Annotated in this window: 10 protein-coding genes; 3 read left to right on the top strand and 7 right to left on the bottom strand. The window is 68.5% G+C overall.

Annotated features, from left to right (window positions below):
• Positions 1 to 99: 99 nt before the first annotated feature.
• Entirely contained in the window at positions 100 to 3516 is a 3417-nt protein-coding gene (locus tag ACFPPA_RS10705; RefSeq protein ID WP_377319753.1) for a trifunctional glycoside hydrolase family 18/polysaccharide deacetylase/glycosyltransferase family 2 protein, read from the bottom strand.
• Positions 3517 to 3622: 106 nt separating this feature from the next.
• Positions 3623 to 5062, bottom strand: coding sequence for a lipase family protein (locus tag ACFPPA_RS10700; RefSeq protein ID WP_377319752.1), 1440 nt, complete (start codon positions 5060 to 5062; stop codon positions 3623 to 3625).
• Between the two features lie 120 nt (positions 5063 to 5182).
• Between ACFPPA_RS10700 and ACFPPA_RS10695 the strand changes: the two genes are divergently transcribed.
• Complete coding sequence (locus ACFPPA_RS10695) at positions 5183 to 5944, top strand: YdcF family protein (RefSeq protein WP_377319751.1); 762 nt, start codon at positions 5183 to 5185, stop codon at positions 5942 to 5944.
• Positions 5945 to 5980: 36 nt separating this feature from the next.
• On the opposite strand, the gene ACFPPA_RS10690 is transcribed toward ACFPPA_RS10695, so the two are convergent.
• Complete coding sequence (locus ACFPPA_RS10690) at positions 5981 to 7042, bottom strand: NAD(P)-dependent alcohol dehydrogenase (protein ID WP_377319750.1); 1062 nt, start codon at positions 7040 to 7042, stop codon at positions 5981 to 5983.
• Positions 7043 to 7219: 177 nt separating this feature from the next.
• Here ACFPPA_RS10690 and ACFPPA_RS10685 point away from each other — a divergent pair, with 177 nt between their 5' ends.
• On the top strand, positions 7220 to 8161 hold the full coding sequence (locus ACFPPA_RS10685) for an AraC family transcriptional regulator (RefSeq protein WP_377319749.1): 942 nt from the start codon (positions 7220 to 7222) through the stop codon (positions 8159 to 8161).
• A 22-nt stretch (positions 8162 to 8183) separates the two neighbouring features.
• On the opposite strand, the gene ACFPPA_RS10680 is transcribed toward ACFPPA_RS10685, so the two are convergent.
• Both ACFPPA_RS10680 and ACFPPA_RS10675 read right to left on the bottom strand, forming a co-directional pair.
• Positions 8184 to 9614: an aldehyde dehydrogenase family protein gene (locus ACFPPA_RS10680; RefSeq protein WP_377319748.1), complete on the bottom strand. Its 1431-nt coding sequence runs from the start codon at positions 9612 to 9614 to the stop codon at positions 8184 to 8186.
• Positions 9615 to 9802: 188 nt separating this feature from the next.
• Entirely contained in the window at positions 9803 to 10411 is a 609-nt protein-coding gene (locus ACFPPA_RS10675; RefSeq protein WP_377319747.1) for a TetR/AcrR family transcriptional regulator, read from the bottom strand.
• A gap of 59 nt (positions 10412 to 10470) precedes the next feature.
• Here ACFPPA_RS10675 and ACFPPA_RS10670 point away from each other — a divergent pair, with 59 nt between their 5' ends.
• On the top strand, positions 10471 to 11682 hold the full coding sequence (locus ACFPPA_RS10670; RefSeq protein ID WP_377319746.1) for a glycosyltransferase: 1212 nt from the start codon (positions 10471 to 10473) through the stop codon (positions 11680 to 11682).
• Positions 11683 to 11711: 29 nt separating this feature from the next.
• Here ACFPPA_RS10670 and xseA read toward each other — a convergent pair whose 3' ends face one another.
• On the bottom strand, positions 11712 to 13076 hold the full coding sequence (gene xseA / locus ACFPPA_RS10665) for an exodeoxyribonuclease VII large subunit (RefSeq protein WP_377319745.1): 1365 nt from the start codon (positions 13074 to 13076) through the stop codon (positions 11712 to 11714).
• A 98-nt stretch (positions 13077 to 13174) separates the two neighbouring features.
• Positions 13175 to 14629, bottom strand: a complete 1455-nt coding sequence (locus ACFPPA_RS10660; RefSeq protein WP_377319744.1) for a phospholipase D-like domain-containing protein — start codon at positions 14627 to 14629, stop codon at positions 13175 to 13177.
• Positions 14630 to 14670 lie beyond the last annotated feature (41 nt).

Below are 14670 nucleotides of genomic sequence, written 5' to 3'. Positions count from 1 at the left end.
CGGAACGGCGGTCCGGACCATGCGAAGTGCCAGGGACCCAGCCGCGGTGAAGCGCCCGGGCATGGCGCATTCCTGAAAGGTCGGTCCAGCCGGCGCCGTCTACAGCTTGACTTCCTCGGCGGTGTTCACGGTCGCCTTGCGCTCCTGCTTGCCCCAGCCCACCGAGGGGCCACGGATGGCCGTCCATACCGAGCGCACCACCACGTAGTACATCAGCTGGCGGTAGCCGAAGCGCTGCAGCACCAGCCACCACATCAGGCTCCACTTCTCCTTCTTCTCCATCGCGAAGGCGAGCGCGGCCGCGGCGAGGTCGACCGCCATGAACGCGGCGTAGAAGACCAGCATCTTCAGCAGGTTCTCGTCGTTGAACTGGCCGCGGTGCTGCAGGTAGTCGAGGCCGGTGGCGACGATCTGCCAGACCAGCACCAGGTCGACCAGCGGCGACACCACCGAGAACAGGATCTGGAACAGCCACACCTGCGGCAGCGCGATCATGCCGAGCGCGCCATAGCGCGGCCGGAAGGTGGCGTCGCGGTGCTTCCACAGGCATTGCAGGGTGCCATAGGCCCAGCGGAAGCGTTGGCGGGCGAGTCCCCTTGCCGTATCCGGCGCTTCGGTCCAGGCGATCGCCTCGCTGTCGAACAGGGTGTGGTAACCGGCTTTCTGCACGGCGAGGGTGAGGTCCTGATCCTCGGCCAGGGTATCGGCGGGGAAGCCGCCGAGCCGTTCCAGCGCCTCGCGCCGCCAGGCGCCGACGGCGCCGGGCACCACGGTGATGGCGCCGAGTGCGGCCAGCGCGCGCCGCTCCAGGTTCTGCGCGGTGATGTATTCCAGCGCCTGCCACACGGTGATCAGGTTGATCCGGTTGCCGACCTTGGCGTTGCCGGCCACCGCACCGACCTTCGGGTCGGTGAACCAGCGCACCAGCCGCGGAATCGTGTTCGGTTCGAACTGGGTGTCGGCGTCCAGCGCCACCACCACCTCGCCGTGTGACTGGTGCAGTGCCGTGTTGACGGCGTGGGCCTTGCCGCCATTGGGGATGGTGATCAGCCGCACGCGCGGTTCGTTCGCGTAGTGCTGGCGGACCACCGCGGAGGTGGCATCGGCCGAGCCGTCGTCGACGACGATGACCTCGAGGTTCGCGTAGCGGCTCCTGAGGATCTGGCGGATCGAGCTGGCGATCACCTTCTCCTCGTTGTAGGCGGGGATCAGCACCGACACCAGCGGCGGGTTGTCGCCCAGCACGGGCAGGGTGCGGCGCCGCTCGCGCACGCGGTTGAGCAGGGCCAGCCCGCCGAGCAGCAGCAGGCGGGCCACGCCCAGGGTGATCGCGGTGACCAGCAGCCAGCGCAGGAAATGGCCGAACAGGCCCACGGTCAGGAAAACCGAGCGATCCGCCCAGCGCGCCAGCGAACCGGGCGGCAGCGGTGGCATGGTCTGGTCGCGGGTCAGCCCGGCCAGAGTCGACACGGTGACGAACTCGTAGCCTTCCGCGCGCAGGCCGTCGATGATGCGCGGCAGCGCGGCCACCGTCTGCGAGCGGTCGCCACCGCCATCGTGCAGCAGCACCACCTGACCCTTGCGATCCGGGTTGGCGGTGGCAATCTCGGTCAGCACGCTGTTGACGATCTGGTCGGTACCGGGGCGCTGCCAGTCATCCGGGTCGATGTGCAGGCCGACCGAGATGTAGCCCATCTTCTGCGCGATCTCGATCGGCACCAGTTCGTCGGCGGTGGTCGGTTCGGCGTCGCCGAAGTAGGGTGCGCGGAACAGTCGCATCGAGCGGCCGGTGAGCGCCTCGAACAGCCGCTGGGTGGCGTTGAGTTCCAGCGACACGATGCCCGGCGGGCTCTCGCCCAGGTTGGGGTGGGTGAAGGTGTGGTTGCCCACGTCATCGCCTTCGTCGACCTCGCGCTGGACCAGTCGCGGCGACATCTCGGCGCTCGAGCCGATGATGAAGAAGGTCGCCGGCACATGCTTCGCCTTGAGGATGTCGAGGATCTGCGGGGTCCATTCCGCATCGGGGCCGTCGTCGAAGGTCAGCGCGATCTTGTGCGGCAGGGTGCCGGCGCGCTGGATCACATACGAGGTGGGCAGGCTGCCGTAGCTCTCGTCGTCGATGCTGCCGTCGTCCTTGTCCAGCGTGACGGTGCGCGCGCCCGGCGACGGCGAGGAGGCGATCTCGAGCACTTCGCCCTGGCCTTCGATGTCGATGTCCTCGCCCTTGCCGATGGTGTCCAGCTGGGCGGACGCCGGGGTGCCGTAGCGCTGGCCCAGTACCGACCAGATCGACGGGTCCTCCGAACCCAGCCGCCACAGTGCATAGCCGTAGGGCTTGTAGTCGTCGGCGGCGTGGACCTGGTTGTACGCGGTGACGCCATCGAGAAACCACACCTGGTGCGCGGTGCCGTCGTCCTCGCTGTAGGAGAAATGCGGATTCTGGCTGTCCGGGTCGAAGCTGATGTCGGCCTGGGCATCGGCGGCGCGATCCATCGCGTCCTGGAAGGTCAGCGTCTCGGCATTCTTCCCTTGCGCCCAGTCATAGCCGTAGCTTCCGATCGCGACGATGGTCTGGTCCGGGTCGAGTACCTTCATGCGCTGCTCGAGCGTGCGCTCGAACCAGTCTTCGCCGGCGATGCTGCCCGGATCCTTGCCGGCCCAGTGCTGGTCGTAGGCCATCAGCAGCTCGAAGTCGACGATGTCGGCGTAGCCGGCGTAATCCCATGCGGCGTCGTCGAACGGCACCGACAGCACGATGCCCCAGCCGTGCGGGTCGAACGCATCGTTGAGTTCGGTCAGGAAGGCCTTGAGATCCTTCTGCGAGGCCTCCGGCACTTCCTCGAAGTCGATCGTCACACCCTGGAAGTGGTTGGCGGCGATGAAGCCCACGATCTGCGTGATGCGTGCCTGGCGCACGGCCGGATCGGCCAGCATGCGGGCCAGGCCCTTGCCGTCCCAACTGCCGTTGGCCGCGTTCTGCAGCAGCGGCAGGATCGGGGTGGACGGCTTCTGCGTGCGGATCAGGTTCAGCGCCCGGGCGTCGATGCTGGTGCGCAGCGCCATGTCGGGGCCGCTCATGCTCATCCAGGTGGGAATCACCCAGTCCAGCCGGGGCAGCGCACGTTTCAGCGACGGATAGCTGCTGTCATCCCAGTTGACGTAGAAGCCGATCGCCAGCGGCCGGTCGGCGGGCTTGTTCAACGACGGCGGCGGGACATGCAGGGCCGCCGGTTTCGTGGCATGAGTGCGCGAGGAATGCAGCAGCTTCTGCCGGGCGCGCACTTCGGCGGCCAGCCTGGCGGCCGGTTTCAGCAGTTCCGGCGCAGCCGCCTTCACCCCGGCCAGCGGATGCCGGGTCTTGCCCAGGTGCAGTGCACTCATGCTGGGCCCGACGAACAGGCTGACGGCGCAGGCCACCACGAACAGCGTGCTGACCACGCCGGCGATCAACGCCAGTCGCGAGACATGCGTGGCGCGTCGGCCGGTGGGGTCGAAGAAGATCGGTTTTTTCTGCATGCCTTGGAGAGATCGGCGAGCGCGGTGAGTCGCCAGTGTGCAGCGGCAGTTTAATCGGGTCCGGGGCAGCCGGTGAGGGTCGTGCGTGGCGGGTATGGCCGACCGTTCAGCTGATCACGGCACCGGGCACCGGCTTGCGAAAATCCTGCGGGTCCAGATTCCCGGTCAGCCGGAACACGCCCTCGTGGATCTTGCGCGGCAGCACCACGTCGAGCACGGTGGTCTGGTGCGGACCGAGCAGGTTGAACAGGTCGTCGCTGCCGGCGCTTCCGGCCAGCGCATGGTGGACCAGGCCGGCCAGGTCGATCGGTTGCACGCTGGCGCCGTAGGGCCGGTGGCTGCTCACGGCGGGGCGCAGGGTCTTGCGCGTATTTCGCGGGTCGGCCACGCGGTCGTCGCCGGCCAGCAGGGCGTGGTCGAGGAACAGCGAGATCGTGGTGCGCTGCTTCGAGTTGGCCTGGCGGTCGAGCATGAAGCCCTCCGGCATCAGGTCGGCACTGGCCTGCGCACCGGCGGTGAGCAGGAAGCCGGCGCCGGTCAGCGGTTCGCCGGCCTCGTCGGCCAGCCGCACGATCAGCAGGCTGCGCGGATCGTGGATGTGCACGCGCGGGGCGAACGGGCCGGCCGGTTCCAGCTCCACCTTGTCCGCGTCGCGGGCGGCATTCTCCTGCTCGAACGCGTCGCACAGCGCGGCATAGTCGGTGGCGCTGCGGACCTGCAGGCAACGCAGCACGCCCTGCACGGTGGCGGGTGCGGCGCTCGCCATGATGCCGTGGGTATCGCCGGAATGGGCCGCGCCGGCGATCAGCTTGAACGCGCTGCGCGGGCCGCGGCTGAGGGTGAGCGCCAGCGTGTCGGTGGTGCCCGGGCTGCTGGCCTGCGGCGTCAGCACGGCGTGCTGTGCATTGAGGTTGGCGGCGGCGAGGCGCACCACGCCGTCGGAGCCGTCCTCGCCGGTATAGCTGTTGAGGTGGTCGTACAGCGAGCGGTCCGGGCGGTCGCCGATCAGCACGAACTGGAATTGTCCGCGGCTGACGGGATCGTCGCTGTGGATATGGTCCAGGTTCAGCGACAGCGATTCGGCACTGCCCAGTTCCAGCCAGTCCAGGATCCGCTGGCCCGGCTCCACCCCGGCAAACCAGGACTTCAGCCGACCCAGCATGCCCTTGCCGAGCTGCGCCAGGGCGGAACCGAAGTTCGCCGGCGCCAGCATCACCAGGTGACTGAGCCGGATCGTGCTGTGGATCGCGGGCTTGTCCCGCTGCGCGCGCGCCCATTCGCGCACCACCGGGCCGCCGGTGGAGTGGGTGATGCAGGCGAAGCTGGCGTCGAGCAGGTGCAGGTCGCGCAGCGCATGGTCGAACGCGCGCACCAGATCGCGCATGGTCACCGCGTCGTCGAAACTCACGTATTCGGACAGCCAGATGTCCGCCAGCGTCAGCGGCAGACCCGCGGCGGCCGCCTGCTGCTGCAGTTGCCGGGGCAGCTGACCGTAGGTCGAGGTATTGCTGACGCTCCAGCCGTGGACGAACACGAGGGTAGTCATGGCGCGCCTCCCGGTGACGACCGAAGCCTACCCAAAGTTCGCCCGCCTGCCCACCGTCGCGGCGGCCGCATCGGCATAATCGGGGGCAGCATTCCTGCTGCCTTCGCACCGGTCGTCCCGATGATCCTCGATGTATTGCTTGGTCTGGTCCTGCTCGCCGTGCTGCTGGCGTGGCTGCGCTGGCGCCGCTGCAGCGGCGGGGTGCTGGCGCTGGCGCTGATCCTGCTGCTGGCGGCAGGTTGCGGCCCGCTGCCGATCGGCCTGCTGGGCGCACTGCAGGCGGAGCATGCGGTGAATGCACCGGTCAGCTGGGGGCAACGCAATGCGATCGTGCTGCTGGGGGCGGGCACGGTGCGGGTGGCCGGCAGCGGCCGGGTGGAGCCGAGCCTGTTCGCGTACGGGCGCATCGGCGAGGCCGCCGCCCTGTATCGCGCCTGCCGCCAGGCCGGGCGACAGTGCAGGCTCGAGGTCAGCGGCGGCGATGCGCGTGGCCTGGGCCAGTCCGAGGCGGCGATCTATGCCGCGGACCTGCAGCGGCTGGGCGTGGATGCCGGCGACCTGCTGCTGGAGCCGCACAGCATGAATACCTGGCAGAACGCGCAGTTCAGCGCGCCGCTGCTGAAGGCCTGGGGAGCCGACCGGGTGCTGCTGGTGTCGTCGGGTTTCCACCTGCGCCGGGGCATGCTGTATTTCGCGCATTTCGGCATACGCGCCGTGCCGGTGCGGGCGGACTATGTGAGCGGCGTGCTGTCGTGGTTGCCGCTGTCGTACAACCTCGCCATGACCGACCTGGCCCTGCACGAATACGCCGGCATCGCCCGTTATCACCTGTACAACGCGATGGGCTGGAACGTGCGGGCGACGCGCGCCGGGGCGTTGTAGCCACCGGCCACCGCGCGGGGCAGTGGCCGGTGCCGGTTACGCCGCCTTGTCGATCGAGGCCAGGTCGATCACGAAGCGATAGCGCACGTCGCTCTTGAGCATCCGCTCGTAGGCGTCGTTGATGTCCTGGATGTCGATCATCTCGACGTCGGCGCTGATTCCGTGCTCGGCGCAGAAATCCAGCATCTCCTGCGTTTCGGCGATACCGCCGATCAGCGAGCCGGCGAGCGAGCGGCGACCGAAGATGAGGTTGCCCGCATGCACCGGCGGATCGATCGGCTCGACTAGGCCGACCAACACGTGCACGCCGTCGATTTTCAGCGTGGCCAGGTACGGATTCAGGTCATGCTGTTGCGGCACCGTGTCGAGGATGAAGTCGAAGCGGCCGGCCACGGCTTTCATCTGCGCCTCGTCGGTGGACAGCACCACGTGGTCGGCACCGAGCCGGCGGGCTTCGTCCTCCTTGGACGGCGAGCGGGTGAACAGGGTCACGTCGGCCCCGAGCGCCTTGGCGAACTTCAGGCCCATGTGGCCGAGCCCGCCCAGCCCCACCACGGCGACCTTGCTGCCGGGGCCGACCTTCCAGTGCTTCAGCGGCGACCAGGTGGTGATGCCGGCGCACAGCAGCGGCGCGGCGGACTTCGGATCGAGCTTGTCCGACAGGCGCAGCACGAACTTGTCCGACGCCACGATGCGCTCGGAGTAGCCGCCGTAGGTCATGCGGCCGTCCTGGCGGTCCTTGCTGTTGTAGGTGAATGTGGGCACCTCGGCACAGTACTGCTCCAGGCCCTGGTCGCAGGCGGCGCAGTGCTGGCAGGAGTCGACCATGCAGCCGACGCCGACCATGTCGCCCACCTTGAACCGGCTGACCTCGGCGCCCACGGCGCTGACCCTGCCGATGATCTCGTGGCCCGGCACGACCGGATAGCGGGTGCCCTGCCATTCGTTGCGTGCGGTGTGCAGGTCGGAGTGGCAGACGCCGCAGTACAGGATGTCGACCACCACATCGTCCGGGCGCGGGTCGCGCCGCTCGAAGCTGTACGGTGCCAGCGGGGTGGCGGCGGATTGGGCAGCGTAGCCACGGATGTTCTGGGGCATGTGTTTCTCCAGCGGGAGTGGATGGGACAGGGCGGGAAGTATGCGTGGTGGGGCTTTGCACCCGATAGCCGGATCCTGTCGGATCCTTGCCCGATCCTGCAAAACGGCTGATTTGCTCTCGCCGGCTGGCGCAGGATCAGGCAATCTTGCAATCGTCTTCCCGCGCACGGTACCTGCATGACCCACGAGCTTCCGCCAGACGTTTCCATCGCTCGCATGCAGCGCGACCGGGCGGAACTGGCGACCATCATCGACCGGCTGGCCCGCGTCGACGGCACGCACGAGACCGCCTTGCCCGCGCTGACCCTGTTCCGCGCCGAGGATCCCGGCGCCAGGATGTGCTGCATGTACCAGCCCGGCCTGGTGCTGGTGGCGCAGGGAACGAAACAGTTGCTGGTCGGCGGAGAAACGTATCGCTACGACACGTCGAGTTACCTGGTGACTTCGATCGACCTGCCGGTGGCCTCGCAGATCGTGGACGCGTCGCCGCAGCGGCCCTTCCTGAGCGCGATGCTGCGCTTCGACGCACGGCAGATCGGCGACCTGCTGGCCGAAGTCGAATTGCCCGAGCTGGGCGGCGAAGTGCGGCGTGGCATCGCCGTGGGTCCGCTCGACGCAGGCCTGCTGGAGTCGATGCTGCGCCTGGCGCGGTTGCTGGAAACCCCGCGCGATCTGCCGGTACTGGCGCCGTTGATCGAACGCGAGCTGCTGTACCGGCTGCTGGTGAGCGAGCAGGGACCGCGCCTGCGCCACGTGATGACGGCGGGCAGTCGCAGCCACCAGGTCTCCGGTGCGATCGAATGGCTGAAGAACCATTACCACCAGCCCTTGCGCATCGAGGAGCTGGCCGGAACGGTGAACATGAGTTCCTCATCGCTGCATCATCACTTCCGCGCGATCACTGCGATGAGTCCGCTGCAATACCAGAAGCAGCTGCGTCTGCAGGAAGCGCGACGGCTGCTGCTGACCGAGCGCTGCGACGTGGCTTCGGCCGCTCATCGGGTGGGCTACGAAAGCCCCTCGCAGTTCAGCCGCGAATACAGTCGCCAGTACGGCGCGCCGCCGCTGCGCGATGTGGAGCAATTGCGCCGCGCGGCGGGTGGGCCTGCGCGCGGATGAGCACTGCGGGCCCGCCGTCGCCTCACGACTCGCGCATCACCATCAGGCGGACTTCGGTCATGTCCTCGATCGCGTAGCGGACGCCTTCGCGACCCAGGCCCGACAGCTTGATGCCGCCGTACGGCATGTTGTCGACGCGGAAACTGGGCACGTCGTTGACGATCACGCCGCCTTGCTCCAGCTCGTTCCAGGCGCGCATCGCGTGCTCGAGGCTGTCGGTGAAGATGCCCGCCTGCAGGCCGTAGTCGGAGTCGTTGACCAGCGCGATGGCTTCGTCGAAATGTGTGAAGGGGGCGAGCAGGGCGAACGGCCCGAACGCTTCCCTTCGGTTCGCCTTCGCCTCGGCCGGCACGTCCTCCATCAGGGTGGCCTCGAGCATGTTGCCCTCGCGCCGTCCGCCGCAGAGGATCCTGCCGCCGGCTTTCCTCGCTTCGACGATCCAGCCGTGCAGGCGTTCGGCGGCGGCCTCGTCGATCATCGGGCCGAGGAACACGTCCTTCCTTTTCGGATCGCCGGACTTGAGCTTGCGCGTGGCGGCGACCAGCTTGCGCTTCAGCGCTTCGTAGACGTCGGCATGCGCATAGATGCGCTGCACCCCGATGCAGCTCTGGCCGGACTGGTAGAACGCGCCGAACACCAGCCGCTCGACCACGCGGTCCAGATGCGGGCCCTGATCCGCATCGACGATGCAGGCGGCGTTGCCGCCCAGTTCCAGCACCACCTTCTTGCGCCCGGCGCGGGTCTTCAGCTCCCAGCCGATCTGGCCGCCGGTGAACGAAAGCAGCTTGAAGCGCTCGTCCTCGACCAGCGGCGCGGCATGCTGGCCGTCCAGGGTGAGGATCGAAAAGGCACCCCTGGGCAGGTCGGTCTCGGCCAGCACCTCGCCGATGATCAGCGCGCCGATCGGGGTCTTCTCCGCCGGCTTCAGCACGAACGGGCAGCCGGCGGCGATCGCCGGCGCCACCTTGTGGGCGACCAGGTTCAGCGGGAAATTGAATGGCGTGATGAACGCGAGCGGTCCCAGCGGCACGCGTTTCGTGTAGCCGTGATAGCCGTCCAGACGCGAAGCCAGTTCCAGGTTCAGCGTTTCGCCGTTGATGCGCACCGCTTCCTCGGCGGCGATCCGGAACGTCTCGATCAGGCGGGTGACCTCGCCGGCGGCATCCTTGATCGGCTTGCCCGCTTCGATGCACAGCGCTTCGGCCAGCTCGTCGCGGCGCTCGGCGAAACGCGTCGCGCAATGCTGCAGCACGGCCTGGCGGGCCCACGGTTTGAACTGGCGCATCGGCGTGGTGGCGTTCACCGCGGCGGCGATCGCCTTTTCGACGGCTTTCGCATCCGGCACCGCGACCCGCGTGGCGACCTTGCCGCTGTACTTGTCGCGCACGTCCAGCATTTCCTTCGACATCCGCGGCTGGTTTGCGAGGTAGTAGGGGTAGGACTTGTTCAGCATGGTGCTTGCCTGCGGATGCGATCCGGCAAGCATAGGGCGCCGTGGCGTTCAGGGGTCGTGAGCTGCGGCCGTTTGCCAGTGCGCGAAGCCGGTTTTCGCGCCGGCTGCGTACGGCCGCACGGGCATGATGTCGAGGCTCTCCACGGGGCGATGCAAGGCTGCATGGCCATGCGCCACCTTGCCGAACGTCAATTCACGCCGGCCGCCGCCCCGTCCATGAACAGCTCGATCACCATGTCGAACTCTTGCCGCAGGTCGAGGCCCGGCTTGCTGAGCCAGCGCATCAGGGCACCCAGGTAGAGGTAGTGGAAATAGATGCCCAGCTGTTCGGAGCGATGCTGCGGCGCCACCTCGCCGCGATCCTGGGCGGCGTCGATCAGCATCACCCAGAGTGGAAGCAGGCCGCGATCTTCCTTCGGCTTCGCGCCCGGGTCGAAATTGGCGAACTTGTAGCGGATGTAAGGCAGCAGGATATCCGCGTGCTGTTCGCACCAGTGCGCGGACTCGTGCAGCATCGCCGTGGCGCCGGCGCGGAAGCCGGCGCGCTCGTGCTGGCTGAAGTCGCGTGCTGCGAGGTCTTTCGACAGGGAAGCTTCCAGCGTGTGTTCCAGCAAGGCCTCTTTGGCCGGAAAGTATTTGTACAGAGTGCGCTTGGATACGCCGGCCTGGGCGGCGACCTGCTCCATGGTCACCTGGGCATAGCCGCGCGATGCGAACAATTGGCGCGCAACGAGGCCCATGTGCTCGGGCAATTCGGCGCGGCTCGATGGCCGGGGACGCGGACGGGAAGAAGGCATGGCTCAGACACTCGACGGCGTGTAAAGTACACGTCGTTTACTTTACATGGGAGCGAGACATGAAGCTCGTACTTCTGACCTACGGCACCGAGGGCGATACGCGCCCGCTGGCCGCCCTGGGTCATGCCTTGCGCGAAGCGGGCCATGAGGTGGTTCTGCTTGGTGACGCGCGAACCTTGGGCACGGCGCATGCGCTCGGGATTCCAGCCACGCCGCTTTCCGGCGACATCCGCGAGCTGTTTGCCGAGTGGGGACGACAAGGACCGCGCGGCACGGCCAAGGCCATGGTGGCGTTGACCAACAGGCATACGGCCGCGTGGATGCGGGAGACGCTGGCCGCGGCGGAAGGTTGCGACGCCATCGTGACGTCGGGCCTGGCCGGCTTTGTCGGGCTTTCGGTAGCCGAGTACCTCAAGGTCCCAGCCGTCATCGCGGGGATGATCCCGCTTACGCCGTCGCGCGAGTTTCCTTCGCCCTTTCTGCCGCCGGCCTGGGTTCCCGCCTGGTTGAACCGGGCCAGCCTCGCGTTCACCAACAAGCTGTTCTGGCTGGCCTTCAAGAAGGCACTCAACCGTGCACGGGCGGAGGTGCTGGCCTTGCCGCCGCGAAAAACCGTGTGGAAGGATCTGCCCGTGCTCTACGGCATCTCGCCGACGCTGCTGCCATCGCCAGCGGACTGGCCGGCAAATGCCAGGCTGTGTGGCCAGTGGTTGCCGCCGACGGGTGAAAGCTATGCGCCGCCCCCGGTCTTGGCGGCGTTCCTTGCCGCTGGCACTGCGCCGGTCTACGTGGGCTTTGGCAGCATGACCGGCATCGACATGCCTGCCATGCTCGATGCGGTGATCGCGGCGCTGGACGGGCGGCGCGCCGTGTTCTGGCCGGGGTGGAACGGGATGGGCGGCGTGAGCCTTCCGGACAATGTCCTGTGCATCGACGCCACCCCGCACGATTGGCTGTTTCCACGGATGATCGCGGTGATCCACCACGGAGGGTCGGGAACTACCCACTCGGCCCTGCAGGCAGGCAAGCCCTCCATCGTCATGCCGTTCGCCGGTGATCAGGCGTTCTGGGCAGATCGCCTTCGTCGGCTGGGCGTGGCGCCGGTGGCGCTCTCGGCAGCAAGCCCGGATGCTGCGGCGCTTGCTGCAGCCCTCGATTTTGTCGCGCGGGAAACCGTCGTTACGCGTGCGGCCGAGCTTGGTCGGCGTATTGCCCGCGAAGACGGCCTTGCCACGGCGGTCGCCGCCATCGAGGGAATACTGGCAGGCTAGGGGCGGCACGGGTGTCAGTTGCTGCGCGACTACCCGCGAGGCTTCGCAGCCTCCTCCACCCGCAACCCCAGTTCGCCGTCGGCCAGGCGCGCGCGCAGCGGGGTGCCGACGGCCACGTTCCTGGCCGAGCGCAACACCTGGCCGTTGGCGTCGAACAGGATCGCGTAGCCGCGCTCCAGCGTGGCCAGCGGACTGACCGCGTGCAGCGCGTGGCCGGCATGGCGCAAGCGGGTCTGCCGGCGTTCCAGCACGAGGGTGATGGCGCGGCGCAGGCGCTGGTCCTGCTCGGCCAGCCGTCGCGCCAGCAGCTCCAGGCGGGTGCTGGGATGCTGCGCCAGCAGGCGCGCGTGCAGCCGTTCCAGGCGGGTGTGGCGACGCTGGCTCTGCTCGCGCAGCACGCTGGCCAGCCGGCGCTGCAGATGCAGCAGTCGTTCGTGGTCGCGCGCCAGCCGCGCCTGCGGTCGCTGCGCCTGCAGGCGGGCCTGCAGATGATCGAGTCGTTGCGCGCAGGCCTGCAGCCGCCGCTGCTGCAGGGTGATCATGCGCTGCTGCAGCTGCTGCAGGTGGCGCTCGATCGCGACTGCGTCGGGCACCAGCAATTCGGCCGCCGCCGACGGCGTAGGGGCGCGCAGGTCGGCGACGAAATCGGCGATGCTGAAGTCGATCTCGTGACCGACCGCGGAGACCACCGGCACCGCGCTGGCATGGATCGCTCGCGCCACCGCTTCCTCGTTGAACGCCCACAGGTCTTCCAGCGAGCCGCCGCCGCGGGTCAGCAGCAGCACGTCGTAGCGACCGCTGGCGGAGGCCTTGCGCAGCATCGACACGATCGCCGGCGGCGCCTCGCGACCCTGCACCGGCACCGGCAACACCTCGACATCGGCCAGCGGCCAGCGCCGCGTCAGCACGCTCAGCACGTCGCGCACCGCCGCGCCGGTGGCCGAGGTGATCACGCCGATGCGTCGCGCGAAACGGGGCAGGGCGCGCTTGCGGCCGGGCTCGAACAGGCCTTCCGCATCCAGCCGTGCCTTCAGCTGTTCGAACTCGCGCTGCAACGCGCCTTCGCCGGCCAGCTCCATGTATTCGGCGACCAGCTGGAACTCGCCGCGCGGCTCGTACAGGCCGACCTTGGCGCGCAGCAGCACCTGCAGCCCGTCGACCGGACGGAAGCGCAGCGCGGCCGCCTTCGGCTTGAACATCGCGCAGCGTACCTGCGCCCCGCTGTCCTTCAGGGTGAAGTACAGATGCCCGGAGGCGGGCCTGGCCACGTTCGACAGTTCGCCCTCGATCCACACCTGCGGCAGGGCATCGCCCAGCAGGTCGCGCACCAGCCGGTTGAGCGAGCTGGGGGTCAGGACGTGACGCGGCGTGGAGTCGTCGAATGGCGCATGCATAAGGGCGTGAGCCTAACATGCTGAAGGGATCAAGTTGTTGGAAAACATCCGCTTGAGACATCAAGCGAACAGACAGCTTCAAGCGACACCGGCTGCGCTCAGGTGTCGTCGGCGTCGCCTGAGCGCAGGTGCCGGCGGCGCACCCGCCAGCCGCGGATGCCCAGGTTGAGGGAGAGCCAGCCGGCCAGCAAGGCAAACGGCCAGCCGATCCAGGCCGGCCACAGGATGGCGACCACGGCCAGCGCGAGCAATACCGCGGTGGCGATGAACAGCGGGCCGCTGGAAGCGTGGCCCAGCACGCGGCGATTGCTCAGCACGGCACCCATGCTGTTGGCGAAACGCAGGGCGCCGGCGGCGGCTCGCCCGGAACTGCCGCCGCCACGCCGCACCCGCGGCGGCCGCGCTTCGCTGGTTCGCACGCGCTCGCTGCGGCCGGGGCGGCGGCGCGGCGCCAGCACGATCTCGGTGGCGTTGGCGAGGTCGCGCTCGTACTGGGCAGCGAGCTGGCCGGCAAAGCCGGCATCCTCGATCGCCACGTCGAGCTCCTGGTTGCCCAGCCAGCTGGCGATATTGAGGTTGGACGAACCGACCCGGGCCCATTGCCCGTCGGCCACCGCGGTCTTGGCGTGCAGCATCGAGCCGTTCCACTCGAACACCCGGATGCCGGCCTTCAGCAGCGGCCGGTAGCCCGAGCGCGACATCCCCGCCACCGCCGGAATATCGCTGCTGCCGGGCACCAGCAGGCGCACGTCCACGCCATCGCGTGCCGCCGCCACCAGCGCCTGCACGTATGGCGCGATGCCGACGAAATAGGCATCGGTGAGCCACAGGGTCTTGCGCGCCATCGAGGCGATCAGCTGATCGAGCCGGTACATGCCGGCGGTGGCCGGCTGGGTGGCGATCAAGCGCAGCGATACGTCGCCCGCCGCGGCGGCGGAGTCCGCCGCCGGCAGGAACCCGCGCAGGGCAGGGCCGGTCTCGCCCCAGCTCTGCGCGAACGCAGTCTCCAGTTCGGCCACCACCGGGCCCCGCAGGGCCACGCCGGTATCGCGCCAGGGCGGAACATGACGGGCGGGGTTGCCCAGCCATTTCGCGCTGATGCATACGCCGGACAGGAAACCCTGCACGCCGTCGACCACCAGCAGCTTGCGATGGTCGCGGCTGACCCAGCCGAAGGGCTGGCCCAGCTGCGGCGGGTTGAACACCCGCACTTCGCCGCCGGCCGCACGCAGCGGGGTCCAGAAGCGTCCGCGCGACTGGCCGAGACAGCCGACCCAGTCGACGATCACCGCCACGAAGACCCCGGCCTGTGCCCGTTCCACCAGCGCATCGCGGAACGCGCGGCCCACTTCGTCATCGCGGATGATGTAGTTCTCCAGCAGCACGCGCTGCTGCGCGCCGCGGATCGCCGCAAGCCATGCCGCGTAGTGGGCGGCGGCATCGATCAGCAGTTCCACCGCGTTGCCGTTGAGCAGGGGCGCCCCGGCGGCGCGGCTGAACGCCTGTTCCGCCAGCAGGCGGCTCGGTGCGGAGGAAATGAGTGGGCTGGACATGTTTCGAGTGTAGGCGATGAGCAGGGGATCCGCCGTCATCG

The organism is Rhodanobacter ginsengisoli (assembly GCF_042657065.1).
GTDB classification, from domain to species: domain Bacteria; phylum Pseudomonadota; class Gammaproteobacteria; order Xanthomonadales; family Rhodanobacteraceae; genus Rhodanobacter; species Rhodanobacter ginsengisoli.
This window is presented reverse-complemented; position numbering and strand designations above follow the sequence as displayed.